Annotated in this window: 17 protein-coding genes, 12 tRNA genes, 3 rRNA genes, 1 pseudogene and 1 riboswitch; all 33 genes and pseudogenes read right to left on the bottom strand. The window is 42.4% G+C overall.

The genetic code is table 11. From position 1 onward, the window contains the following. Positions 1-102 precede the first annotated feature (102 nt). The 33 genes and pseudogenes from AC6I5B_RS04100 to AC6I5B_RS03940 all read right to left on the bottom strand — a co-directional run bounded on the left by AC6I5B_RS04100 (position 103) and on the right by AC6I5B_RS03940 (position 25,067). A complete protein-coding gene (locus AC6I5B_RS04100) occupies positions 103-2,007 on the bottom strand; it encodes a hypothetical protein (RefSeq protein WP_117787488.1) in 1,905 nt (634 codons plus the stop codon). Then, positions 1,992-3,395: a tetratricopeptide repeat protein gene (locus tag AC6I5B_RS04095; protein WP_044988172.1), complete on the bottom strand. Its 1,404-nt coding sequence runs from the start codon at positions 3,393-3,395 to the stop codon at positions 1,992-1,994. Before AC6I5B_RS04095 ends, AC6I5B_RS04100 begins: the two co-directional genes overlap by 16 nt. A 184-nt stretch (positions 3,396-3,579) precedes the next feature. After that, entirely contained in the window at positions 3,580-4,812 is a 1,233-nt protein-coding gene (locus AC6I5B_RS04090) for a 6-phosphofructokinase (protein WP_004614773.1), read from the bottom strand. 102 nt (positions 4,813-4,914) lie between these two features. Continuing rightward, positions 4,915-5,484 (bottom strand): glycerol-3-phosphate responsive antiterminator, encoded by a 570-nt coding sequence (locus AC6I5B_RS04085; protein ID WP_004614774.1) that lies wholly within the window; start codon positions 5,482-5,484, stop codon positions 4,915-4,917. Positions 5,485-5,501: 17 nt separating this feature from the next. Beyond that, positions 5,502-6,203 carry a transglycosylase domain-containing protein gene (locus AC6I5B_RS04080; RefSeq protein WP_004614775.1) on the bottom strand — a complete coding sequence of 234 codons (702 nt, stop codon included), beginning with the start codon at positions 6,201-6,203 and terminating at the stop codon, positions 5,502-5,504. A 179-nt stretch (positions 6,204-6,382) separates the two neighbouring features. Next, a tRNA-Arg gene (locus tag AC6I5B_RS04075) sits at positions 6,383-6,456 on the bottom strand. Positions 6,457-6,460: 4 nt separating this feature from the next. Further along, positions 6,461-6,547: transfer RNA gene (locus AC6I5B_RS04070), tRNA-Leu, on the bottom strand. A gap of 25 nt (positions 6,548-6,572) precedes the next feature. After that, positions 6,573-6,645: transfer RNA gene (locus AC6I5B_RS04065), tRNA-Val, on the bottom strand. Positions 6,646-6,682: 37 nt separating this feature from the next. Beyond that, positions 6,683-6,756 (bottom strand) — tRNA-Asp (locus AC6I5B_RS04060). 19 nt (positions 6,757-6,775) lie between these two features. Continuing rightward, positions 6,776-6,849 (bottom strand) — tRNA-Ile (locus AC6I5B_RS04055). A 50-nt stretch (positions 6,850-6,899) separates the two neighbouring features. Continuing rightward, a tRNA-Thr gene (locus AC6I5B_RS04050) sits at positions 6,900-6,972 on the bottom strand. Between the two features lie 13 nt (positions 6,973-6,985). Then, positions 6,986-7,057, bottom strand: a tRNA-Glu gene (locus tag AC6I5B_RS04045). A gap of 5 nt (positions 7,058-7,062) precedes the next feature. Further along, positions 7,063-7,135, bottom strand: a tRNA-Asn gene (locus AC6I5B_RS04040). Positions 7,136-7,222: 87 nt separating this feature from the next. Then, a 23S ribosomal RNA gene (locus tag AC6I5B_RS04035) occupies positions 7,223-10,119 on the bottom strand. A 228-nt stretch (positions 10,120-10,347) separates the two neighbouring features. Further along, positions 10,348-10,420: transfer RNA gene (locus AC6I5B_RS04030), tRNA-Ala, on the bottom strand. Between the two features lie 76 nt (positions 10,421-10,496). Continuing rightward, positions 10,497-10,570, bottom strand: a tRNA-Ile gene (locus AC6I5B_RS04025). A gap of 10 nt (positions 10,571-10,580) precedes the next feature. Beyond that, a 5S ribosomal RNA gene (gene rrf / locus AC6I5B_RS04020) occupies positions 10,581-10,698 on the bottom strand. 157 nt (positions 10,699-10,855) lie between these two features. Next, positions 10,856-12,386 (bottom strand): 16S ribosomal RNA (locus AC6I5B_RS04015). The 16S, 23S and 5S rRNA genes sit together here with 12 tRNA genes alongside, the layout of an rRNA operon. Before the next feature lie 357 nt (positions 12,387-12,743). After that, a tRNA-Ser gene (locus AC6I5B_RS04010) sits at positions 12,744-12,832 on the bottom strand. A gap of 58 nt (positions 12,833-12,890) precedes the next feature. Next, positions 12,891-12,976: transfer RNA gene (locus tag AC6I5B_RS04005), tRNA-Ser, on the bottom strand. A gap of 94 nt (positions 12,977-13,070) precedes the next feature. Further along, entirely contained in the window at positions 13,071-13,775 is a 705-nt protein-coding gene (ispD, locus tag AC6I5B_RS04000; protein WP_004613725.1) for a 2-C-methyl-D-erythritol 4-phosphate cytidylyltransferase, read from the bottom strand. A 1-nt stretch (position 13,776) separates the two neighbouring features. Further along, positions 13,777-14,805: a tRNA (adenosine(37)-N6)-threonylcarbamoyltransferase complex transferase subunit TsaD gene (gene tsaD / locus AC6I5B_RS03995; RefSeq protein WP_022249983.1), complete on the bottom strand. Its 1,029-nt coding sequence runs from the start codon at positions 14,803-14,805 to the stop codon at positions 13,777-13,779. Between the two features lie 30 nt (positions 14,806-14,835). Then, positions 14,836-15,747 carry a ribonuclease Z gene (locus tag AC6I5B_RS03990; protein ID WP_004613723.1) on the bottom strand — a complete coding sequence of 304 codons (912 nt, stop codon included), beginning with the start codon at positions 15,745-15,747 and terminating at the stop codon, positions 14,836-14,838. A 15-nt stretch (positions 15,748-15,762) separates the two neighbouring features. Next, positions 15,763-15,993: a hypothetical protein gene (locus tag AC6I5B_RS03985; RefSeq protein WP_004613722.1), complete on the bottom strand. Its 231-nt coding sequence runs from the start codon at positions 15,991-15,993 to the stop codon at positions 15,763-15,765. A 108-nt stretch (positions 15,994-16,101) separates the two neighbouring features. Next, positions 16,102-16,542, bottom strand: coding sequence for a ribosomal protein S18-alanine N-acetyltransferase (gene rimI / locus AC6I5B_RS03980; RefSeq protein ID WP_004613721.1), 441 nt, complete (start codon positions 16,540-16,542; stop codon positions 16,102-16,104). Next, positions 16,526-17,236 carry a tRNA (adenosine(37)-N6)-threonylcarbamoyltransferase complex dimerization subunit type 1 TsaB gene (gene tsaB / locus AC6I5B_RS03975; protein ID WP_004613720.1) on the bottom strand — a complete coding sequence of 237 codons (711 nt, stop codon included), beginning with the start codon at positions 17,234-17,236 and terminating at the stop codon, positions 16,526-16,528. Before tsaB ends, rimI begins: the two co-directional genes overlap by 17 nt. Positions 17,237-17,238: 2 nt before the next feature. After that, a complete protein-coding gene (gene tsaE / locus AC6I5B_RS03970) occupies positions 17,239-17,670 on the bottom strand; it encodes a tRNA (adenosine(37)-N6)-threonylcarbamoyltransferase complex ATPase subunit type 1 TsaE (RefSeq protein WP_004613719.1) in 432 nt (143 codons plus the stop codon). Positions 17,671-17,685: 15 nt separating this feature from the next. Continuing rightward, positions 17,686-18,195, bottom strand: a complete 510-nt coding sequence (locus AC6I5B_RS03965) for a YcxB family protein (protein ID WP_004613718.1) — start codon at positions 18,193-18,195, stop codon at positions 17,686-17,688. 82 nt (positions 18,196-18,277) lie between these two features. Continuing rightward, positions 18,278-18,913: an ECF transporter S component gene (locus AC6I5B_RS03960; RefSeq protein WP_022249982.1), complete on the bottom strand. Its 636-nt coding sequence runs from the start codon at positions 18,911-18,913 to the stop codon at positions 18,278-18,280. Between the two features lie 106 nt (positions 18,914-19,019). Further along, positions 19,020-19,138: riboswitch (FMN riboswitch) on the bottom strand. 66 nt (positions 19,139-19,204) lie between these two features. Beyond that, positions 19,205-20,244, bottom strand: a pseudogene (locus AC6I5B_RS03955) (CapA family protein). A gap of 514 nt (positions 20,245-20,758) precedes the next feature. Continuing rightward, positions 20,759-22,189: a 6-phospho-beta-glucosidase gene (locus AC6I5B_RS03950; protein ID WP_004613714.1), complete on the bottom strand. Its 1,431-nt coding sequence runs from the start codon at positions 22,187-22,189 to the stop codon at positions 20,759-20,761. 10 nt (positions 22,190-22,199) lie between these two features. Next, positions 22,200-24,050 carry a beta-glucoside-specific PTS transporter subunit IIABC gene (locus AC6I5B_RS03945; protein ID WP_004613713.1) on the bottom strand — a complete coding sequence of 617 codons (1,851 nt, stop codon included), beginning with the start codon at positions 24,048-24,050 and terminating at the stop codon, positions 22,200-22,202. A gap of 303 nt (positions 24,051-24,353) precedes the next feature. After that, positions 24,354-25,067, bottom strand: a complete 714-nt coding sequence (locus AC6I5B_RS03940; protein ID WP_004613711.1) for a MurR/RpiR family transcriptional regulator — start codon at positions 25,065-25,067, stop codon at positions 24,354-24,356. Position 25,068: the final 1 nt, after the last annotated feature.

Genomic DNA, 25,068 nt, shown 5'->3' with positions numbered 1-25,068 from the left:
TACTAACAGTATCAAAAGAAAAGAACTTAACAATTATCTAAAGTATTAACATACTATTTGAATAAACTTTTTCATAATACGTGCCGGGAATTGCGAAAGCAGTTACCCGGCATCCTCCCTGTTTTGGGAGGTTTTTTTATATCTGATTCCAATCACCGCAATTCCTGTTATAACAAGAATCCACATCAGTGCCTCATAACTGTTTTGTCTCTTCTCTGTTTTTCTCTCCTTTAATATTTCCTTTTTAGGTTGTATCAAATTTTGAAAAAATGACTTTTCTCCTTCTATCTCAAATGCGACTTTTTTTTCTGACTGATTCCCTGCCAGATCTCTGGCAAATACCAAGACTTCATAACTTCCACTTTTCTCAAATATATGCGAAAACTTTCTCTCATTCTCTCCTATTTGTTGTTTCTTTTCATTAATAAAGACCGCATCTAAAAAATCATGTTCCTCTCCCAGGACAATATCCAGTTTCTTCTCCTCTTTTGAGCAATCGATTTGAATTTCCGGAGGTGTATGATCTATGAAAAATCTTACTTCCATGCTCGATGTATTTCCCGCCAAATCTTCCGCAATCAATTCCAGTGAATGCTTTCCTTCCTGTGTATATTTCTTGTTTTGCTCACAAATTCTTCCATCCATGTTAATACGATAAGTATATGTGGTAAAATCCTCCACAATTTCAGAAATGTCATATTTCCATTCAAAAAATGGCACATATTTTCCCTCTAATTCTTCTATTTTATGTATCAGCGGATTCTCTTTATCCATAATAATCTGCATCTCTTTTTCACTTCTGTTCCCCGCCTGATCAACAGCTTCCAAATAAACTTTATACTTTCCACTCTCCGTCAGATTCTCTTTCGCAAAATATTGTGCTCCGTCCTTTTCCCAACTTTCTATTCTTTTTTCTATCCTATTCCCATTGGCATCATTCCAGATAATCGTACCACCCACAGATACTATTCTTTGATTATCAATCGCTTTACATGTAAGGGTTTTATCATTGGCTGCTATACAATAATCTTCTGCTCCCTCTAAAATCAGCTGCGGATTCTCATTATCAAATAAAATCTTTTCCCGTTTCTTTGTGTAATTCCCCGCCCAATCGCTTACCTCTACCACAATTTCAGACAATTTATCAACAGAGATTGTTACATTCTCTGTCTCTTTTTCTCCACGCTCATACTCTCTATTTTGCACAACCTTATTATTTACCGAACAAATTACCTGTTTGATGCCTGATGCAACTCCATGTTCACTTATGTCAATCTGAATCAGACATGGTTTGCTATACCATTTTCCTAACCCTTCTGACGCTCTGATTAAAATTTCCGGTATTTCATCTTCACAAATAATTTTTGAGGACTTGGTTACTTCTCCCTTGTTTCCAGCTCCGTCTATCGCATATGCTGAAAGATTCCCTTCAAATCCAACCGGAATCACAACACTTACGCAATTTCCTTCTAAAAACTGATACTCTTCCTCATTTATTTGATAATAAATTCCCTGAATCCCTGAAGTATCATCCGAAGCAGTCATTTCCACTGTTATCTCCTCATTTGAAATAATCTGTTCTTCACCATTATGTTTCGAATATTGAAAAGAAATCGGGTCTGCCGGTGCCTCCTTATCTATCTTGATTTCCCGCTTCTGCTCGGTGCCCTCCACCATTTTTCCCTCTTTGTTTTCCATCCATACAATCAGATGATAGTTTCCCTTCTCAAATAAATTCTCCTCCAGCACAATTTTTTCTTTCGCCTTCTCCAATTCCCCAGTCAACTCTTTCCCATCCGGGAAATTCAGCTGAAACTTTGTAATGCATTCCTGATCTAAATGTTCAATTTCTACTTTGACTGATTTTGTGTAATATCCTTTTTCCCCATTTGGCTCTTCACAATAAATCTGATATATCTGCACCTTTTCTTCAGCCCGCGAGCCAAGCACATTTAATAAAAATATCATACCTAAAACAATTAAAATTTTCCCTATTTTTCTACCCATATAACCTCTCCTTCAATCGTTATTCCACATTCTTCCTGCAGTTTTCGAAACGTTTCCTCCTCAGCTAATTCCGGACATTCCTCCAATATTTTTCTTATACTTTCCTCACACATCTCTTTTGTTGTCACGTTATCCTTACACTGTATCTGTATCAATTGAATACGAAGCTCTTTTGATTTGGGATTTGCCGCTATCCCCTCTTCACACAGCCGCAACGCCTCTTGTTCATCAATATTTTGTGCAATTCTTACCATAGAACGGTAGAGTTCTTCTGTTTGATTCCATTGACTTACCTTCCTATACTGTTCTAACGCCAACTCTTCCTTTCCTGTTTTTTCATATGCTTCCGCCAATACGGTTCGAACTTCATTTTCTATCCTCTGATCCACATCATTTTCTTTCCATTTTTCATGTGTCGATAATATCTTTTCCCCCAATCTGATTCTCGCTTCCAGTGAGGCCGTACCTTCTATCTTTGCCCACACACGAAAAATCATTCTATTTTCTACCAACTCGCCTTTCTGACTTTCTTCTATCTCTGATAATATCGACTCCATCTCCTCCTCACTTTTTCGACTCTCTCCAAGCATATATGCCGACAGTTCCTTATAGTTTTCTGCAGCCTCTATCTCATCTTCTGCACATTCAAACATTTGCATACTCTTCCTATAGTCCTCCATCTCTAAAAAATAAGTTCTGCCAATCTCCAAGAAATCTACCTTTTTCTGGTCAATAATCGCTTCTGGTCTCTTTTCCTCCATTTCATCACTTAGAAACATACTCACACCGCCACCCAAAAGCACAATTGTTCCAACTATAATCCATTTTATTTTTTTGTTTTTATTTGTTTTTTTATATTTTAATTGTGGAAAATCAAAAAGAATTTCAGAAATTTTTTGATATTGTTGTTTTACGTTGTCTGACAGACATTTTGAAATGATTTTTTTCAACTTACTCTCTTCATACTTTGTAAGCTTTGGCTCTATGATTGCTTTTGCCAAAATAAACTGCATCGTTTTTCCAATTGAATACATTGCCTCATAGGAATTTCCCTTTTTTAAAAATCCATCCCGAATTTCTCCTCTTCCCATTTGATTCACGATATGCTGATTTCCTTTTGCATTGAGATCCAACAACATCAACTCCCCATTTTTCTTAATAATCATGCAAAACGGAGTGATATAGCGATACGGCTTTGCATCTCTGACATCTTGTAAATATCCAAGCTGTTTGATCATCTGACATAAGTAGGAGAATAGCTGCTCTTTTGCTATCATTCCATGCTCCTCCAGATATTCAGGTAACATTGTTCCTAAAACACAGTCCGTAATAATATGGCAAGAAGCATTCTGCTGAATCAAACGGATCACCTCGTATTCTCTTTCCAAATGCACTCCTCCTCTTCTATTCAATTTTTATTCATGGAACTCGGAGCCTCGACTAAACTCCTTTGAAATCTATAGAACTTTTAGAATATGCATCTATACTAGCCCACTTTCTGTCAAAAAGCAAGCATTTTTTGAAAATAAAAGCAGAACAGAAATACCCCACCTTCTGTTCTGCCCTTCTTACTTAAAATGGTCTATACAAATGCCTTGGAATACCATCTACCATAACAGGAGATACATCCCCTTGAATCAACGGTTTTACATAAGTAATAAACTCTTCTGTAACATATGTTCCCTCTTGATTTACCCAATTTCTTGGAACTAATTTCTCTCCATTCGCTATTTTATGTACATCTTTTACTTCCGTTCCACTTTGATATGGATCATCTGAAAATCGCTCAATGACAACCATTTTCCCTGAATCGCCTTCATCGGCTGCTTTTACAGCTGCTCCACCTACCTGATATGCTTCCAAAATATCCACACGGGATGCAAGGTGAGATGCTGCTCTTTGCAATGTACTCAACTCAATCGCACGTGTCTTACAACCCACCTCGCCCGCAACAAAGTTTGCCAAATAGCTTGCTGTTCCTGTCAGTTGTTTATGCCCAAATGCATCTACAAAATCAACACCTGTTCCAAGCTCACATACATAACGCCCATCCTCAAGCTTGATTCCCTCAGAAACCGCTACTACAACAGACATCTTCTTTTCCATCAGTTTTTTTATTTTTGTACTAAATTTTTCAAGATCAAATGCTAACTCTGGAAGATAGATTAAATCAGGTCCCGGACAATCCTCTCCCTTTGCAAGTGCCGCTGCCCCTGTAAGCCATCCCGCATTTCTTCCCATAATCTCAACTATGGTAACAACACCTTTTTCATATTCTAAGCAAAATCCGTCTCTTATGATTTCTTTTACTGAAGTTCCAATATATTTTGCCGCACTCCCATATCCAGGTGTATGATCCGTCAAAGCAAGATCATTATCAATTGTCTTTGGACATCCGACAAATCTCGTTGGCTGCCCAGTTACAATTGCGTAATCCGACAATTTTTTAATAGTGTCCATTGAATCATTTCCTCCAATATAGATAAACGCTTCAATTTCCAATTTGTTGAGTATTTCAAAAATTTTCTCATAAACATCTCTGTTTTCATGAATTTCTGGAAGCTTATAACGACACGACCCCAGATATGCAGCCGGCGTCCGTTTGAGCAGCTCCACATCCAGCTCATTTGTGATATGCTCTGATAAATCAATGTACCGCTCCTTTAAAAGTCCCTGAATCCCATGAAGCATTCCATATACTTTTTTTGCACCACGATCTTTTGCAGTTCGATACACTCCCGCTAAACTTGAATTGATTGCTGCGGTAGGTCCACCCGATTGTCCTACAATTACATTTCCCTTCATATTCCTTTACCTCCATATTGAGATTACCATGTTATCTTTATTTTAGGATGTTTTGAACTATTTGTAAAGAAATATAATTACATTTTTGTGTATTTTAAACAATTACATCAACCAAACATCTTGGTTTGTAGTAGAAACAGATATTGCTCCTGCAGATAATGCCGCCATAACATCTTCCTTGTCCATCACCAAACCGCCGGCGATAACCGGAATATTCCCCATCTTACATATTTTCTTTATGATTTTAGGCATGACCCCCGGCAAAATCTCTATAAAATCAGCTTTTACCAGATGGCATTGTTTGCTTATATTTTCAAATGCCATAGAATCAATGATAAAAAAGCGTAATATGGTATATAACCCCAATTCCTTTGCCCTCTTAACCAACAATGGCTTTGTAGAAATAATTCCATTTGCCTCTGTATGCTTTTTTATAAAATCCACTGCAATCTCTTTCGAGCCAAGTCCACTGATCAAATCAATATGAACCATCGCTATTTTCCCTTTTTCCCTCACTTTTCTCACAATCTCATCAATATTGCATACATCTCCAAAGAGAATAAAAACAACTCTGATCTCCTCAATCCTACAGCATTTTTCTAATCCTTCAAAATCTTTCACTGCCGCAATAACAGGGCTTTCCTCCATCGCATCATAAAATTGCTGATTCATAAATCCATCCTCCAAGTCTACTCTAATATTTTTTCTGCTTCTTCTGATGTCAGATATTTATATTTTATCATCTTTTCTAATACTTGTCTCTGCCTTTGTGCTGCGAGATCCGGATTAGCCGTCAGCGCATACACTGACGGCGCATTCGGGATTCCGGCAAGCAAGGTGCTCTCATATTCTGTCATCTTTCCCGGCTCTTTCCCAAAATATCCCATACTTGCATCTTTTACACAATAATAATTATTCCCAAAATAAATAGAATTCACATATAATTCCAGTATGTCCTTTTTACTATATTCTTTTTCCAATTCAACTGCCATGAAAACTTCCGCAACTTTTCTTTCTACTTTCTTTTCCTGGGTAAAATAAAGATTTTTAGCAAGCTGCTGTGTAATCGTACTTCCACCCTCCACAAATGACATTGCTCTAATATCATTATACGCGGCTCTCAAAGTAGCTAATACATCCACTCCCCAATGCTCATAAAATCGATGATCCTCCACTGAAATAATAGCCTCAAGATATATCTCGGGTAATTCTTCTATTTTTGTATAATTCTCTTTCGCTCTTATTTCATTCACCTTATCCTCGATACTCATTTCCTCTACCGCATTTTTGTACATGTTGTAGCCTTTGTAAATAAAAATGCCACTTACACATACAATCATTAGAAAAGCTACAACAAGCAGTCCTTTTATAATTTTTCCTATTACTTTCATCTTTCGTCCTCCTCGTATGTTACTACTATAACATACAAATGAAAATATAGTTTTGCGATATTCTTAAATTCTTCTTATTATGTATTGTCTGCTATATTTCAGAAATTTTTCCAAATACAAAAATAGTGCAAACCCTCTAAATTAAAGGATTTGCACTTTCTCAAGGCTTAACGCCGAAGCGTGGGTGAGAAGATTCGAACTCCCGACCTTTTGGTCCGTAGCCAAACGCTCTATCCAGCTGAGCTACACCCACACAATGCCGCAAACCGGAATCGAACCGGTACGGGAGTATAAGTCCCGCAGGATTTTAAGTCCTGTGCGTCTGCCTGTTCCGCCACTGCGGCATTCTACCTAATGGAAATTAGGCAATGGGACCAACAGGGCTCGAACCTGTGACCCCCTGCTTGTAAGGCAGGTGCTCTCCCAGCTGAGCTATGATCCCATGGGATATTAAATTGTATGTATCGCTTCGATACAAGCGACCCGGAAGGGACTCGAACCCTCGACCTCCGCCGTGACAGGGCGGCGCTCTAACCAACTGAGCCACCGGGCCAAAATATATTTTTTTAAAGTGGACCTTCAGGGACTCGAACCCAGGACCGATCGGTTATGAGCCGATTGCTCTAACCAACTGAGCTAAAGGTCCAAATCTTTTTTGTCTTATAACCTAAAGACCGCTTATTTTGCATAAGCAAAAGCCGATGATCGGACTCGAACCGATAACCTGCTGATTACAAATCAGCTGCTCTGCCAATTGAGCCACATCGGCATGTGGTAATAAGTGACTCCTACGGGAATCGAACCCGTGTTACCGCCGTGAAAGGGCGATGTCTTAACCGCTTGACCAAGGAGCCAAAAACTCCCCCTGTTGGACTCGAACCAACGACAACTCGGTTAACAGCCGAGTGCTCTACCGACTGAGCTAAGGAGGATTATTTTCAGGTACTTTCATGTGCCTTCAAAATCACATACAATCCACTCGATAAGTCTCTCTTCATCCTTCTTGTTCCTATCACCTTTTGGTTATGCCCTCGACCGATTAGTAACAGTCAGCTGCATACATTACTGCACTTCCACCTCTGTCCTATCTACCTTGTCGTCTTCAAGGGGTCTTACTAACTTGACGTTATGGGATATCTCATCTTGAGGGGGGCTTCACGCTTAGATGCCTTCAGCGTTTATCCCTTCCCGGCTTGGCTACTCTGCCATGCTCTTGGTAGAACAACAGATTCACCAGCGGCCAGTCCAACCCGGTCCTCTCGTACTAAGGTCAGCTCCTCTCAAATATCCTACGCCCACGCCGGATAGGGACCGAACTGTCTCACGACGTTCTGAACCCAGCTCGCGTACCGCTTTAATGGGCGAACAGCCCAACCCTTGGGACCTACTCCAGCCCCAGGATGCGATGAGCCGACATCGAGGTGCCAAACCACTCCGTCGATGTGAACTCTTGGGAGTGATAAGCCTGTTATCCCCAGGGTAGCTTTTATCCGTTGAGCGATGGCAATCCCACTTTATACCACCGGATCACTAAGTCCTACTTTCGTACCTGCTCCACCCGTCGGTGTCGCAGTCAAGCTCCCTTCTGCCTTTGCACTCTTCGAATGGTTTCCAACCATTCTGAGGGAACCTTTGAGCGCCTCCGATACCCTTTCGGAGGCGACCGCCCCAGTCAAACTCCCCACCTGACATTGTCCCCCAGCCGGTTCACGGCTGCTGGTTAGAAATCCAATACTGCAAGGGTGGTATCCCAACAGCGACTCTGCGGCAACTGGCGTCACCGCTTCCTAGTCTCCCACCTATCCTGTACATGCAATATCGAATCCCAGTATCAAGCTGGAGTAAAGCTCCATGGGGTCTTTCCGTCCTGGCGCAGGTAACCAGCATCTTCACTGGTATTTCAATTTCACCGGGTGCATTGTCGAGACAGTGCCCAAATCATTACGCCTTTCGTGCGGGTCGGAACTTACCCGACAAGGAATTTCGCTACCTTAGGACCGTTATAGTTACGGCCGCCGTTTACTGGGGCTTAAGTTCAAAGCTTCGCATTACTGCTAACCTCTCCCCTTAACCTTCCAGCACCGGGCAGGCGTCAGCCCATATACTTCACCTTTCGGTTTTGCATAGACCTGTGTTTTTGCTAAACAGTTGCTTGGGCCAATTCTCTGCGGCCAGCTCTCACTGGCACTCCTTCTCCCGAAGTTACGGAGTCATTTTGCCGAGTTCCTTAACAATGCTTCTCCCGTCGGCCTTAGGATTCTCTCCTCATCCACCTGTGTCGGTTTACGGTACGGGTACGATATGAACAATAGCGGCTTTTCTTGACGCATGGCTCACGGACTTCCTTACTTATATTTCAGTACGCATCACATCTTCAGATTGACTGGCGGATTTGCCAACCAGTCTCCTACCTTGCTTGCACCGGTCTTTCCATTCCCGGCTTCCGCTTTCCACACGTGTCCCCACAGTTCTGTCATATCATAGTACAGGAATTTCAACCTGTTATCCATCGACTACGTCTTTCGACCTCGCCTTAGGCCCCGACTTACCCAGAGCAGATCAGCTTTACTCTGGAAACCTTAGATATTCGGCCGGAAGGATTCTCACCTTCCTCTCGCTACTCATTCCGGCATTCTCTCTTCTTAAAAATCCACTGCTCCTTCCGGTACAGCTTCTTCTCTTTAAGAATGCTCCTCTACCAATCATCTTGCGATGATTCCACGGCTTCGGTAGTGTGTTTCAGCCCCGGACATTTTCGGCGCAGGACCTCTCGACCAGTGAGCTATTACGCACTCTTTTAATGTATGGCTGCTTCTAAGCCAACATCCTGGTTGTCTTCGAAATCCCACATCCTTTTCCACTTAACACACATTTTGGGACCTTAGCCGGTGGTCTGGGCTCTTTCCCTTTCGACTATCCAACTTATCTCGTATAGTCTGACTCCCATACATCATCTACGCGGCATTCGGAGTTTGATATTCTTCGGTAAGCTTTGACGCCCCCTAGGAAATTCAGTGCTCTACCTCCGCAAGACTCGTATGAGGCTAGCCCTAAAGCTATTTCGAGGAGAACCAGCTATCTCCGGGTTCGATTGGAATTTCTCCCCTACCCACACCTCATCGCCACCCTTTTCAACGGATGTGCGTTCGGTCCTCCATTGCCTTTTACGGCAACTTCAACCTGGACATGGGTAGATCACCCGGTTTCGGGTCTGCTCCGACTGACTATATTCGCCCTATTCAGACTTGGTTTCCCTTCGGCTCCGGACCTTCAGTCCTTAACCTCGCCAGCCAGCGCAACTCGCCGGACCGTTCTACAAAAAGTACGCGGTTGAGCATGTAAAGCTCTTCCACAGCTTGTAAACATATGGTTTCAGGTTCTCTTTCACTCCCCTCCCGGGGTCCTTTTCACCTTTCCTTCACAGTACTATGCGCTATCGGTCACTAAGGAGTATTTAGCCTTACGGGGTGGTCCCCGCTCATTCCCACAAGGTTTCTCGTGTCTCGTGGTACTCTGGATACTGCCATGCTCACTCGTCTTTCATGTACGGGGCTTTCACCCTCTCTGGCAGGCTTTCCCAAAACCTTTCCATTAGACTCGCTCGTCAATTTTGCAGTCCGAACCCCGACCTGCACGCAGGTCGGTTTGGGCTCTTCCGCTTTCGCTCGCCGCTACTCACAGAATCGATGTTTCTTTCTCTTCCTCCGGCTACTTAGATGTTTCAGTTCACCGGGTTCCCTTCTTAACGTTATGGATTCGCGTTAAGATGACGGAGGGTTGCTCCGCCGGGTTTCCCCATTCAGATATCTCCGGATCGTAGGATATTTGCTCCTCCCCGAAGCTTTTCGCAGCTTATCACGTCTTTCATCGGCTCTTAGTGCCAAGGCATCCACCATACGCTCTTTCTAGCATAACCAACTGCTTCCATCCACGGGAATGGATGTCTGCTACACACACCTAGCGTGATGTGCGTTGGTAATAGGTCATTTTTTTAATTCGTTGTGTTCGAATGAGTTAATTATTAGTTTTAACAATTACCTCGGATGTCTTGATATTTTTCTTATCATTTCGTTTCTTGTATGCGATTTTCAAGGTACATTTGATAATCGTCCACAACAATTCTTCTGTGTTTCCAATTATCGAATGGAGATAACGAGATTCGAACTCGTGACCTCCTGCTTGCAAGGCAGGCGCTCTCCCAACTGAGCTATACCCCCAAATGGTATGTTTCAATATTTACTTTATCGATGGGCTTAAGTGGACCTTACTTCCTCAGCCTCATACTTAAAGACCTGGGCTTAAGTGGACTCGAACCACCGACCTCACGCTTATCAGGCGTGCGCTCTAACCGGCTGAGCTATAAGCCCTTCTTTGTAGATTCGGCAGCCACCTACTCTCCCACACCGTCTCCAGTGCAGTACCATCGGCCTCCCAGGTCTTAACCATCGTGTTCGGGATGGGTACGGGTGTTTCCCCTGGGCGTATCGCCACCGAAAAGTTGGTTCTTAGCGAGGTTTCTCACGAGCTTAGAACAAAACTTTGTTCTTCGTTCTTGGCGAGGTCCTTTCGAGCCTTAGTTCGAAGAACTTCCTCTTTTCAGAACACTCATAACTAAACAACAGATTTCTTTCAATCCCTTACTTCTTCCCTAGAAAGGAGGTGATCCAGCCGCACCTTCCGATACGGCTACCTTGTTACGACTTCACCCCAGTTATCGGTCCCACCTTCGGCAGCTCCCTCCTTACGGTTGGGTCACTGACTTCGGGCGTTACTGACTCCCATGGTGTGACGGGCGGTGTGTACAAGACCCGGGAACGTATTCACCGCGACATGCTGATTCGCGATTACTAGCGATTCCAGCTTCATGTAGTCGAGTTGCAGACTACAATCCGAACTGAGACGTTATTTTTGAGATTTGCTTCCCCTCACAGGTTCGCTTCCCTTTGTTTACGCCATTGTAGCACGTGTGTAGCCCTGGTCATAAGGGGCATGATGATTTGACGTCATCCCCACCTTCCTCCAGGTTATCCCTGGCAGTCTCTCCAGAGTGCCCACCTTAAATGCTGGCTACTGAAGATAGGGGTTGCGCTCGTTGCGGGACTTAACCCAACATCTCACGACACGAGCTGACGACAACCATGCACCACCTGTCACCGGTGTCCCGAAGGAAAGGCAACATTACTTGCCGGTCACCGGGATGTCAAGACCAGGTAAGGTTCTTCGCGTTGCTTCGAATTAAACCACATGCTCCACCGCTTGTGCGGGTCCCCGTCAATTCCTTTGAGTTTCATTCTTGCGAACGTACTCCCCAGGTGGACTACTTATTGCGTTTGCTGCGGCACCGAAGAGCTTTGCTCCCCGACACCTAGTAGTCATCGTTTACGGCGTGGACTACCAGGGTATCTAATCCTGTTTGCTCCCCACGCTTTCGAGCCTCAACGTCAGTGATCGTCCAGTAAGCCGCCTTCGCCACTGGTGTTCCTCCTAATATCTACGCATTTCACCGCTACACTAGGAATTCCGCTTACCTCTCCGACACTCTAGTTACATAGTTTCCAATGCAGTCCCGGGGTTGAGCCCCGGGCTTTCACATCAGACTTACACAACCGTCTACGCTCCCTTTACACCCAGTAAATCCGGATAACGCTTGCACCATACGTATTACCGCGGCTGCTGGCACGTATTTAGCCGGTGCTTCTTAGTCAGGTACCGTCATTTTCTTCCCTGCTGATAGAGCTTTACATACCGAAATACTTCTTCGCTCACGCGGCGTCGCTGCATCAGGGTTTCCCCCATTGTGCAATATTCCCCACTGCTGCCTCCCGTAGGAGTTTGGGCCGTGTCTCAGTCCCAATGTGGCCGTTCACCCTCTCAGGCCGGCTACTGATCGTCGCCTTGGTAGGCCGTTACCCCACCAACTAGCTAATCAGACGCGGGTCCATCTCATACCACCGGAGTTTTTCACACTGTGCCACGCAGCACTGTGCGCTTATGCGGTATTAGCAGTCATTTCTAACTGTTATCCCCCTGTATGAGGCAGGTTACCCACGCGTTACTCACCCGTCCGCCACTCAGTCACAAAAACTTCAATCCGAAGAAATCCATTTAAGCGCTTCGTTCGACTTGCATGTGTTAAGCACGCCGCCAGCGTTCATCCTGAGCCAGGATCAAACTCTCGTTAAAAGTGTTTGTTCCGGTTTAGATAACTGCTAGCTATCTTTCCCTTTACTGTTTTAGGTTGACATTTTCATGTCTGTTCTGAATTTTTCTCTTTTAAGAATCTTTCAGGGTTATCTTGTCATCTGTTGTTTAATTATCAATGTTCTTTGTTTTTGTTGTCTTGCGACAGCTATATTAGATTACCACATCTCTTTTCGCTTGTCAACAACTTTTTTCACTTTTTTGAACTTTTATTTTTTCTGTTTTTATCGCTCAATCAAGTGCTCAGATATAATACCATGTTTTCTTTTTGTTTGTCAACACCTTTTTTCGACTTTTTTCAAGTTTTTATATCAGCATTTCACATTTCCAGAAAACAAACGGAGAAGGAGGGATTTGAACCCTCGCACCGCTATTAACGATCTACTCCCTTTCCAGGGGAGCCCCTTCAGCCACTTGGGTACTTCTCCCAGCCAACTTCGGCATAAGAAAACCACCGAATCATTTTGGTTGGTGGTTTTTCTCAAACGCAGAGGGTGGGATTCGAACCCACGCGCCCTCTCGGACAAACGGTTTTCAAGACCGCCTCGTTATGACCACTTCGATACCTCTGCATATATTTTATTGTTTTTGTTTGTCGTACTCGCTAACGACAAGATGTATTCTAGCATAGTAAGCGAGTACTGTCAACACTTTTTTAAAACTTTTTTATTTTTTTTGTATTTTCGCAAAAACTCCAGCAATATCAAGGTCTTCCGGTGTTGTAATTTTAATATTTTCATAAGAGCCGCGCACTAATTTCACTTTTTTACCAAGTATTTTTTCTACTACCATGGCATCATCTGTCACTGAATATTCTTCTTTCTCAACCAATATTTTATACGCATTTTTTATCAAGTTGTTCTCAAATGCCTGAGGAGTCTGTACAAGCCATACTCTGCTTCTGTCTGGTGTCTCTTCCGCAAATTCTGATGTATCTACAATTTTAATCGTATCTTTTACTGGCATACCTGCTACACATGCTTTATGTTGCACAACTTCTTCATATACACGCCTGATCATCTCCTGATCAATAAATGGTCTGGCTCCATCATGTATAAATACGTACCCATCTTTGTATACTTCTTTCAGCCCGTTCCATACGGAGTGATAACGCTCTTCTCCTCCGGTTACAATTTTCTTCACCTTTTGAATCTGATATTTCTCAACAATTTCCTTTTTGCAGTATGTTTCTTGCCCTTTTCCTACCACCAAAATAATCTCATCTATAATCTCTGATTCTTGAAAAACTTCCAAAGAATAGCATAGCACCGGTTTGCCGATAATTTCTAAATATTGTTTTTGTGTTTTTGTTCCCATACGACGTCCCTGCCCTGCCGCCAGAACTATTGCCGTACATTTTTTCTTTTGCATACTAACGCTCTCCTAATTTTAAATTTGGAACTGCATTCAAATCCCAGCCATGTCTTGTTCCATTTAAATATTCATAATACGCAGCCACACCTATCATCGCCGCATTATCCGTGCAAAATATCGGAGAAGGATAGTAAAATTCTACATTTCGCTCTTCGCATGCTTTTTTCATGGCCGCTCGTAGTGTACTGTTAGAGGCAACTCCCCCCGCAATTGCAAACTTAGAGGTACCATATTCTTTCACTGCCCGCATTGCATTTTCCACCAATACATCTGTCACTGCTTTTTGGAAAGATGCCGCAATATCCGCCCGATTATAGTCCTCACCTTTCATCTTGCATCCATTGATATAGTTCAGTACCGCTGACTTGACTCCGCTGAAACTAAAATCGTATGGCGCATCATTGATGTGAGCCTTTGGAAATACAATTGCGTCTGGATTCCCTTCTTTGGACAACTTATCAATCTTGGGTCCCCCAGGATAACCAAGTCCAATGGCACGTGCCACTTTATCAAACGCCTCTCCTGCCGCATCATCTCTCGTACGTCCAATAATTTCATATTTTCCATAGTCTTTTACACATACAAGGTGTGTATGCCCGCCCGACACAACAAGACAGACAAACGGTGGCTCTAACTCTTTATTTTCAATGAAGTTTGCTGAAATATGTCCTTCTATATGGTGCACACCCACAAGTGGAAGATTTTTTGCGTAGGCAATCGCCTTCGCTTCTGCCACACCGACAAGAAGCGCCCCCACAAGCCCTGGTCCATAGGTCACTCCAATCGCATCTATATCATCCAAAGTCACCTTTGCTTCTGATAATGCTTCCTCGATCACCTGGTTAATTTTTTCAATATGCTTACGCGATGCAATTTCCGGGACAACTCCCCCGTATAATTTGTGCAGTTCAATTTGTGAAGAGATTACATTCGAAAGGACTTCTCTTCCATTTTTTACAACAGATGCCGCCGTCTCATCACATGAACTTTCAATTGCTAATATCATAACATCTTTTTGTTCTACCATATTTTCATCCTCTTTACCTATCTTTGCCAACTATTCTTCCTCAAACGCCAATTCCACAGACATTCTATCCTTTCCTGCTTTTGCATTTGGGAAGATTGCTCTCACATCTTCCATGTATTCTTCCGGTTTCGTCAAAGACGGGCTGTAATGTGTCAGCCACATCTCCTCCACCTCCGCTTCTTTTGCAAGTGTTGCCGCCTCATAAAAAGTCATATGTTTATATTCTATAGCTTTTGCCGCTTTTTCTTTTTCTCCATACATTCCTTCACAGATAAACAGATCCGATCCTTTCGCATTCTCTCGAATAGAATTTGTCGGTCTTGTATCGGTACAATAAGTCAATTTCAAGCCTTTTCTAGGTGCTCCAAGCACCATCTCAGGCGTATATGTTTTTCCATCTGACTCGATTGTCTCTCCTTTTTGCAAATGTTTCCAATATTGTTTTGGAATCTCCTGCGAAAGCGCTCTCTCCAAATCAAATTTTCCAGCTCTGTCAATCTCTATCGTATACCCATAACACACCACATTATGATTCACCCGAAATGCTTTTAGCCGGTAGCCATTCAATTCGAATGTCTGCTCCGGCTGTGTAATCTCTATAAATTTAATCTCAAAAGGAAGCTCTGGCGCGATGACACGCAGCGCTGTCACAACCCGTTCCAATCCTTTCGGCCCGATAAGGGTCAACGGCTCTTTCCGGTCTGCATTTCCCATTGTAAGCAAAAGCCCCGGAAGCCCGCTGATATGATCGCCGTGATAATGTGTAAAACAAATCACATCGATTGGTTTAAAACTCCATCCCTTTTCTTTTATGGCAATCTGAGTGCCCTCCCCACAGTCAATCAAAAGACTGCTTCCATTAAATCTTGTCATCAATGACGTAAGCCACCGATATGGAAGCGGCATCATCCCACCGCTTCCCAATAAACAAACATCTAACATCTGATTCTCCTATCTCTACTCTATTTCTATCGGAATTCGAAAATTCGAAATCAGTTCGTCATAGCACGCCTCACACAAATCAAACGCATGCACTTCATTGTCCTTTTCCGAAAAATACCCCCACCGTTTCTGCACAGAAAGCGTATCTTCTTTTGCCATTCCGTTTTCTACAGCAATTTCTTTCCCACATTTATTACAAATAATTTTTGTTACTTCTTTTGTCTCCTGAATGTTATACTGACGCATACAAATTCCTCCTGTGAACGAATCTCATTTCATCTGTCTGCTACGTCTTTATTATAGCGATTGCAAATCGTAATTCCTAGTGGGAACTGCTGCCTGAACTGTCAATCTCTATCCAATTTGTCTACTCATCAAAATGGCATCTTCTTCTGGTTTTTCATAGAAGTTTTTTCGGACACCATCTTTGGTGAATCCATAGTGTTCATAAAATTTCCGCGCCGGCATATTACTTTCCCGCACATCTAACATCAAACGCCCAATTTTTTTCTCTCGACAGGTCTCACAAGTGTAGTCCAGCAATTGCCACCCTACCCCTCTGCGCTGTTCTTTTGGGTGCACTGCAATTCGCGCAATTTCCCCTTCATCCATCACAAAATAGATAATACAGTACCCTATGATGTCTCCATCTTCTTCTGCGACTGTGATAAAGGACTGTCTTTGTTCATACGTCTCTAAAAGACTTTGCCTGCTCCATGCATCTGAAAAATTCAATGTTTCCAGTAATGCAACCGCCTCTGCATCCTGCTTTTTCATATTACGAAAGCTTTGCATTTTTTTCTGCCCGCTCCCTTTCTGCCTGAGACAGGCGCAGATAATCCGGCTGGTGCTCCATTGCGGTCTCCGTCTTTCCTTCTTTTAAGTATTGCATTGCGAGCGCTCCTACTGCTGCCGCACTTTGACGGTTTTTATGTGCCGGTGCAAAATGATATTCCGTTTGAAGTCCTTCTTTTAATTGTGTTTGATAAACCGGAACACCATCCCCCAGAAATGTCACTTTTTCTCCATATGCATTTAATTTTCCTATTAATTCTTCCAGCGAAATTGCCATCTGTTCTTCTACAATTTCAAACTGTTCCCCTTCAAAACGATATAATCCTGTATATACCTGATTTCGCCTTGCGTCCATAATCGGACAGAGCAGTCCGGAATTTCCATATAAATTGTACGCCAATCCGTCCACTGTCGGAATATGGATCAATGGTTTGTTCAATGCCAGACCAAGTCCTTTTGCAGTTGCGGAACCAATACGAAGTCCGGTAAATGATCCAGGTCCTCCTGCCACCGCAATCGCATCCAATGTGTTCAGGTCAAACTCTGTCATTTTGACAATCTCATCCAACATCGGAAGTAACGTCTGTGAATGTGTCTTTTTATAATTCACTGTATACTCCGCCAAAATCTGTTCTTCTTCCACGATTGCGACAGTTGCAACCAAACCAGAACTATCCAATGCCAATATCCGCATATCTACGCCGTCCTCTCTTCTATTGTAATTTTTCTATAATCGAATCCCTGTTCCAAATCTTTTTCAATCTGAATCTCGATCCGTTCTTTCGGTAGAATCTCTTCAATTAAATTTGCCCACTCAATCAATGAGACGCCTTCTCCATAAATATAGTCTTCATAACCGATCTCATCCATCTCTGTGATATCACCAATTCGATACACATCGAAATGATAAAACGGCATTCTGCCATCATCATATACCTGCACAATGGTAAATGTCGGACTGCTGATTGGTTCTTTTATCCCAAGTCCATGAGCCATCCCCTGCGTAAATACAGTTTTTCCCACTCCAAGGTCTCCTACCATTGTATAAACTTGGCCCTTTTTTGCTTCTTTTCCGATCTTGAGTCCAAGTTCATAAGTCTCTTGTGCACTTCTTGTCTCTATTATCATTTCAAAATCCTCTCTTTATCCTGCAATATGTCTGATTTTTACATTCTTAGGCGGCATATGTGTAGAAATCATCTTCACCGCCGCCTCATACTGCTCTTCCATAGACTCTCTCGGGAAAATCAGCGCCCGCATCCTTGTCACATATAAAATCACCGCACGGTTCGTGCTGACCGCCTTGGAAAAATCCTCCCATTTGTTGGTCACTTCCAGTTCCCCTTGTCTTACCGTTACGCCTTCTTCTGACAATTCATATTCTAATGGCTTTTGAAACATCTTCGTTCTTTGTACCTGTGTCTTTGCCTTTCCTTTCAGGGAAACCGGCGTCACCACCAAGAACAGTGCCGCTAATATAAATGCCGGCATCGCCGCCATAGAATCTCCCGACAGCATATAATTGATTCCCATCCCAAGGGCAAGCACTCCAATCATTGCTCCCAGCAAACCACTCATATGTGTATACGTATGATACAGCAGAAAATCATACATGATCTTATCCGTCATCTTCACTTCAAATTTTACAGACATGTGTTTCCTCCATCTAAATTGATATTTCACACGAATAATGCTGTGCTATAAAATTATAGCACAGCATTTTCATGGTTACAACTTACTTGTTCATTTTAAAAATCGGACTGATTTTCTTATAAATTAGGAACACAATGAAAGATACAAGTACCCCTTTCAGCAAATTAAACGGAGCTACTGCAAAAATCACAAACGTAGAAAGACTTGTAATTGAGTGGTTCACAGCTGTTCCCATCGCGACCAACGCATCGATTGGCATCTCGAATGCTTTTGCGTATACCGGAAGCAGCACATATGCATTCAGAATACACCCGATCACCGTCATAAATACGGTTCCTACTGCCATTCCCGCAAGTGCACTCTTTCTCGTATGATATTTTTTATAAATCATCCCTGCCGGCACACACATTGCACATCCTATTAAGAAGTTCGCTATATCACCAACTCCCCCTGTTGTAGTACCGCTGATCACCACATTGAGAATTACTTTAATCAGTTCCACGATCGCTCCTGCCAATGGTCCCATTACAAAACAGCCAATCAGCACCGGAATTTCACTGAAATCGATTTTGTAAAACGGAGGCGCAAATGGAAGCGGTACTTCAAACTGCATCAAAATAATCGCAATTGCAGACAGCATACCGATCTGCACGACACCGCGCACTCCAATTCTTTCCTTTGATTTTTCTCTTGTTTCTGTCATTGTTGTTGTACTCATTTTTTTCTCTCCTTTTCTTTACAAAAGGAATTCTTCTTTCGCGCATGCAAAAATGCCCTGAATCAAAAAATTCAGGGCATCTATTATCGTTGTGATATATTGCACACACCTTCTTCTCACATCCAGACTTTACTGTCGGTACTGGAATTCCACCAGTTCAGCCATTTTCATGGGTCGCGGACTGTAACCGCCGGTAGGGAATTACACCCTGCCCCGAAGAATCCTTATTTACTTCTCGTATATTATATGCCAATATAAGCCGTTATTCAAGTATTTTTTACGGAAGCATTATCATTTTTCCCGAATCACTCCTGTTTGATCTATCTCTACATTCGGAGACAAATTTTCTAAAAATCCAAATAATTCCATCTGTTCTTCTTCTGCATCAAGATACTGCGTTGTATATCCTGTCTGAAGCGCCGGTACAAAAGACATTTCCCGCAATCCGTCTATGTCTATCTGAAGCTTTAATAATCCGGTATATTTTGTCTCACCATTAAACCAAAAATCTCCAAGACTATATACAATCGGTTTTCCATCTACATATTCCATTCCTTGCAGGACATGTGGATGACCGCCCACAACAATATCTGCTCCGGAATTCAGGAATTCTCTCCCCATCTGCTGCTGCACGTCATTAAAATCATTTGTATCTTCTGTCCCCCAATGAATATATGCAATCAGATAATCACATTGTTTTGCTGCATCTGAAATCACCTGATTGTACGCTGTCGTATCATATGCAAGCAGAATTCCGGAACTGTCTTCTCCCGCCTGTGGTGTATAGCGAATTTTTTCCGCATTCGACGCTCCGACAAACCCGATCTTAATTCCATTCCAATAAAATATACCGGCTTTTTTGCTTCTTCCAGGTTTGATCCTCCGCCAACATATGGAATATCTGCCTGTTTTAAAAGCTTCATCGTATCCTGAAATGCATCTTCACCATAATCGTATACATGATTGTTAGAAAGCGCAACAAGATCAGTCCCCATCTCTTTCAACAATTCCATACGTTTTGGATGTGCCCGAAATGTATAATATTTCCCTGCAAGCGACGCACCACGGTCACTGATCGCATATTCATGGTTCACATAAAAAATATCACTTGCATTTGTAATCTCCAACAATTTTGGGGAAATACATTGTGCCAAATCATTGACTTCATCATAATGATCCAGCACAAATCCATCTTCTGCAAAACACAGATCTCCGGCAATCGTCACTTCTGCCTGTTCTTCTTTTTTCCCATCCCGCTCATAAATTCCATATTGTTTTGCGGTCTCCGCATCATTCAAATAACCTTTATAACGATCATAGGCAACATGCATGCTCTCCCCTGCAGCATGATAAACGGATTCTTTTGTTAATTTTCCGTCCGATGCAAGTTCCAGCACTTCCTTTTTTGCTTTTTCCGGATAAGTTTCAAAAAACCAGTCCGAAAAGGACTGCATTTCTTCTACTGCCGCCGGCACTGCCTCTTCTCTTTCTGCCAAATAGGATTGATAAAGTTCTTCCACTTCCTGTTTGCCATTTTCTAGCTGTTCTTGTTTTAATGTTTCCTGTTTTTTAGCATCTTCAAGTCTCAGTAACTTTTCATTTTGTCTCTTCTGAAAAAATATGATTGCAAAAACAGCCAGCAAAATGAAAGGCACTAAAACTGCTGCAAAAAACAGCTTTCGGATCTTTTGTTTCCTTTTTTCTGCCCTTCGTTTTCGGATACCTCTTGTTTTATGCCTCTCCATCTTCATCCCTCTTTTGTACTGTTTTTCTGCTTATATTTTATCAGAGCCCTATAGAGACAGCAAGAAAAAAGATGGGTAAATTCCCCATCTTTTTTCTTGCTTACAGTATTTCTCCATTGCTTTGGATTACCTGTTTATACCATTCAAAGGATTTCTTCTTTCTTCTCTCTAATGTACCGTTTCCTTCATTGTCTTTGTCAACATAGATGAATCCATATCGTTTTTTCATCTCTCCTGTCGTGAAAGAAACACAGTCAATGCAGCCCCAAGGGGTGTATCCCATCAATTCCACACCATCAAGTGACACTGCTTTTCCCATCTCCTCAATGTGCGCTTTCAGATATGCAATTCGATAATCATCCTGAATCGTGCCATCCTCTTCTATTTTATCAATTGCTCCAAATCCATTTTCCACGATAAACAATGGTTTCTGATAGCGTTCGTATAGTAAATTCAGTGCATATCGAAGCCCGATTGGATCAATCTGCCATCCCCAGTCCGACATTTTTACATATGGATTCGGAACACTTCCAGGGAAACCGTCAACTCCATTGCCTTCCGCAACATGATCTGCCTTCACCGCATTTGTCATATAATAGCTCAAACCAATATAATCCACAGTACCCTGACGTAAAATTTCCAAATCTCCCTCTTCCATCTTGATTCGGAATCCTTTTCTCTCCCATTCTTTCAAAGCGTAAGACGGATATGCCCCGCGCACATGCACGTCTCCAAACAGGTATCGGTCATGCATTGCTTCCACAGAGTACATCATGTCTTTTGGATTGCAGGAATACGGATAAATTGGAACGCATGCAAGCATACATCCAATTTGAAAATTTGGATTGATCTCATGTCCTTTTTTCACTACCAACGCACTTGCCACCAGTTCATGATGCACCACCTGATACATGCACTCTTCCGGATTTTCCTCCTGCTCGAAAATCACACCGGAACAAGTATACCCAAACAGCGGATACTTATAATTTTTCTGGTTGTTAATCTCATTGAATGTCATCCAGTATTTTACCTTGTCCCGGTAACGTTTCATTACAGTCTCTGCATATTTGACAAAGAAATCAATTACTTTCCGGTTTTTCCAACCACCGTATGCTTTTACAAGATGATACGGCATCTCAAAATGAGACAGTGTCACGACCGGTTCAATATTATATTTGAGCAATTCATCGAACAAGTCATCGTAAAATCGAAGTCCTTCTTCATTGGCACACTCATCGTCCCCATTTGGGAAAATACGTGTCCATGCAATCGAAGTACGGAAACATTTGAATCCCATCTCTGCAAATAATTTGATATCTTCTTTATAATGTCCGTAAAAATCAACCGCTTCATGGTTCGGATAGTAATGCCCTTCCAACACTCCGTCTGTAATTTTACGATCCACTCCATGCGCTCCCGCTGTCAGCACATCTGCGATGCTGACTCCTTTTCCGCCTTTATTCCAGCCACCTTCTACCTGATGGGCAGCAACTGCGCCGCCCCAAAGAAAATCTTCTGATAATTTTTGCATTTGTCTCCTCCTAACATGTCACTTCCATCACAGACTCCAACGCTTTTACTGTTTTCTCGTCCTCTATCTTCATGTCTTTGACCTGATCCATATTCACAACAATAAAAATTACTGTAGTATCAAAACCTTCTTTTTCCAACAATTCTTTGTCAAATTCCACTAATAAATCACCTTTTTTCACTGATGCATCTGTCTTTGTGTGGACTTTGAACCCTTTTCCATCTAATTTTACAGTGTCAATCCCTATATGAATCAATGTTTCCAGACCATTTTCACCTGTTAACCCAACTGCATGATTTGTGTCAAATAAAGCGGATATTGTTCCATCAAACGGTGCATAAACTTTTCCATCATTTGGAATGATTCCAACACCCTTTCCCATCATTTCCGATGCAAATGCCTCATCGTTAACTTTTGAGACAGGAATTACTTTTCCACTCACCGGGCTTGCCACTTCCACTGTTCCTTCTGTCAGCTTTGTCTCTGGCTCATTCTCGTTTAACTCTGTAATCTCTTCTTTAAATCCAACAAGATATGTCAGCAGTGCCCCCAGTACAAATGACACTAAGATAGAAATCACCAATCCGATAAATTGTGTCATATGTCCTGCTTTAAAATATGCCGGCAGTGTTGCGATTCCCGGCATGTTATAGCTCCAGGATACCGCCTGAAATGCTCCGCCGATTCCTCCGCCGATCGCACCTGCGATACATCCACAGATCATCGGTTTTTTCAGTCTTAAATTGACACCGTAAATCGCAGGTTCTGTGATACCAAAAAGTCCTGTGATCGCCGCTGAGAGGGAAACTCCTTTCATCTCTTTGTCTTTCGTTTTTAAGAATACTCCAAGTGCTGCGCCAGCCTGTGAAAATACTGCCGATGCCTGAAGTCCTGTGAAAGTATCATATCCTAGATTTGCATAATTTCCTACCGTAACCGGAGTGATTCCCCAATGCACACCAAAGATTACAAGCACTTCCCAAAGTCCTCCGACTACCACACCGGCAACAATCGGGCTCAAGCCATAAAGTGTATTGTAGATATCTCCGATTGCTCCGCCGATTGTATTTCCAACCGGACCGAACACCAACAGAGTAAGAGGAACCATAATCGCAATGGTAAACATTGGTGTAAACAAATTTCGCACCACAATCGGAAGTACTTTATCAAAAAATTTCTGAACATAAGATGCAATCCAGATTGCCAGAATAATCGGAATCACCGAAGATGTATAGCTGAGAAGCTGTACCGGTATACCCAAAAACTTAACTGGATCCCCTGCATTTACCATTGCAATATAATCCGGTGACACAAGTGCACATGCAATTACAACCGCAATAAATACATTCACATTAAATTTTTTCGAAGCCGTCACTGCAATCAATACAGGTAAAAACGTAAATGCCGTCCATGAAACAAAATTCAAAATCTGATACGTTCCACCTGTTGTGTCAATCCAATTCAGAGCTACTAATACACCAAGAATCCCCTGCAAGATACCACATGCCGCCAATGTATATAAAAATGGGGCAAAAATGCTGGAAATGACATCGATGATCCGGCTCACAACTCCTGCTTTCTTTCCTGTATCCTGAATCTCTCCGGATTCTACGTGCACCAATTTCATCACAAAAGCATATGCATCCGACACATGATTGCCAATGACAATCTGATATTGACCTCCTGCCTGTACAGTCGTAATGACACCCGGAATTTTTGCTACTTTTGCTCCGTCTACAACCGATTCGTCTTTTAAAATAAAACGAAGTCTTGTTGCACAGTGTGTGACGTTTACAATATTCTCGTCACCGCCAAGTTCTTTTACAATTTCTTTTGCCGTAATGGAATAATCAATTGCCATAGCCTTCTCTCTCCTTTTTTATTTTCTGCATTTAGTATAACAGACAGCCAAAAGGCTGTCTGCTCTTTCCCCTTGTTTGGGTACATGTATGCTGTTTTGAAATTTGTTACAAATCCGGCACATCTTGTGCCATCTTGATATACTAGTGTTCTGTCTCATTCACTTTCAGCATAATGACACAGAATGAATTTTCAGTCTGCAAGGCGGCGGAGTGAGGCGATGCGGTGGCATCGTCGATTGACGACAACGCAGTAGAGTGGAATTCAGGCAAGTCATTATGCGAAATATGAATGATACAGCACACTAGAGTCTTCTCGCAATCGTTTCCATCAGAAACAGTACCGGAACCTGTGATGTCACATTGTACCGCCCTTCCACAAATCTCTCTGTCACAAAATAAGACAGATTCATGTCCGAAATTTTAGACAATGTGGAAGAATCCTTGTTTGTGATACTTAAAATCTTACACTGATGACGTTTGAAACTTTCTGTCATCTCGATTGTCTGTCTGGTCTCACCCGACTCTGATAGCGCAATCACAACCGTGTCAATATACGTGTCTCTGGAAATTGGATAGTACGGATCATCAATATACTGACTGAATTTTCCCACATTTGAAAAATACCTGGCGCCATATCTGGCAAGTGTTCCTGATGAACCAACTCCGATGAGAATTACCTGCTGCGCTCCTCTGACCATATCAACCGCTCTGGAAATCTGCTCCTCAAATGCACTCGTATGAACACCCTGAAAATAATGCAGCAGCTCACTCAAATCATTCTGTGGCTGAATTTCCTTTCTGCTCTCCAAGTACAATTTAAATTTCACCCGAAATTCCGCATATCCATCACATCCTGCTTTCTTGCAGAATCGCATAATCGATGAAGTGCTGACGTGAACCGCGTCTGCTAATTCCCGAATTGTCATGTACTGTACCTGACTACTGTTTTTCATAATGTAATTGTAAATGACCAGCTCTAAGTCATTAAAAAGCTGAATGGTTTCATACGAGAACATT

The organism is Faecalimonas nexilis, assembly GCF_059731825.1.
Note: the sequence above shows the minus strand (reverse complement) of the source record. Positions and strands in the feature narration are given on the sequence as shown.

Coding starts and splice junctions, on each gene's coding strand:
- AC6I5B_RS03940 (WP_004613711.1), bottom strand. CDS start 25,067: ATGTTCTCGTATGAAACCATTCAGCTTTTTAATGACTTAGAGCTGGTC.
- AC6I5B_RS03950 (WP_004613714.1), bottom strand. CDS start 22,189: ATGCAAAAATTATCAGAAGATTTTCTTTGGGGCGGCGCAGTTGCTGCC.
- tsaD (WP_022249983.1), bottom strand. CDS start 14,805: ATGGTAGAACAAAAAGATGTTATGATATTAGCAATTGAAAGTTCATGT.
- AC6I5B_RS04090 (WP_004614773.1), bottom strand. CDS start 4,812: ATGAAGGGAAATGTAATTGTAGGACAATCGGGTGGACCTACCGCAGCA.
- ispD (WP_004613725.1), bottom strand. CDS start 13,775: ATGCAAAAGAAAAAATGTACGGCAATAGTTCTGGCGGCAGGGCAGGGA.
- AC6I5B_RS04100 (WP_117787488.1), bottom strand. CDS start 2,007: ATGGGTAGAAAAATAGGGAAAATTTTAATTGTTTTAGGTATGATATTT.
- AC6I5B_RS04085 (WP_004614774.1), bottom strand. CDS start 5,484: ATGAATCAGCAATTTTATGATGCGATGGAGGAAAGCCCTGTTATTGCG.
- AC6I5B_RS03960 (WP_022249982.1), bottom strand. CDS start 18,913: ATGAGTACAACAACAATGACAGAAACAAGAGAAAAATCAAAGGAAAGA.
- AC6I5B_RS03945 (WP_004613713.1), bottom strand. CDS start 24,050: ATGGCAATTGATTATTCCATTACGGCAAAAGAAATTGTAAAAGAACTT.
- rimI (WP_004613721.1), bottom strand. CDS start 16,542: ATGCAAAGCTTTCGTAATATGAAAAAGCAGGATGCAGAGGCGGTTGCA.
- AC6I5B_RS04080 (WP_004614775.1), bottom strand. CDS start 6,203: ATGAAAGTAATAGGAAAAATTATAAAAGGACTGCTTGTTGTAGCTTTT.
- AC6I5B_RS03985 (WP_004613722.1), bottom strand. CDS start 15,993: ATGCGTCAGTATAACATTCAGGAGACAAAAGAAGTAACAAAAATTATT.
- AC6I5B_RS03990 (WP_004613723.1), bottom strand. CDS start 15,747: ATGTTAGATGTTTGTTTATTGGGAAGCGGTGGGATGATGCCGCTTCCA.
- tsaB (WP_004613720.1), bottom strand. CDS start 17,236: ATGCGGATATTGGCATTGGATAGTTCTGGTTTGGTTGCAACTGTCGCA.
- AC6I5B_RS03965 (WP_004613718.1), bottom strand. CDS start 18,195: ATGTCTGTAAAATTTGAAGTGAAGATGACGGATAAGATCATGTATGAT.
- tsaE (WP_004613719.1), bottom strand. CDS start 17,670: ATGATAATAGAGACAAGAAGTGCACAAGAGACTTATGAACTTGGACTC.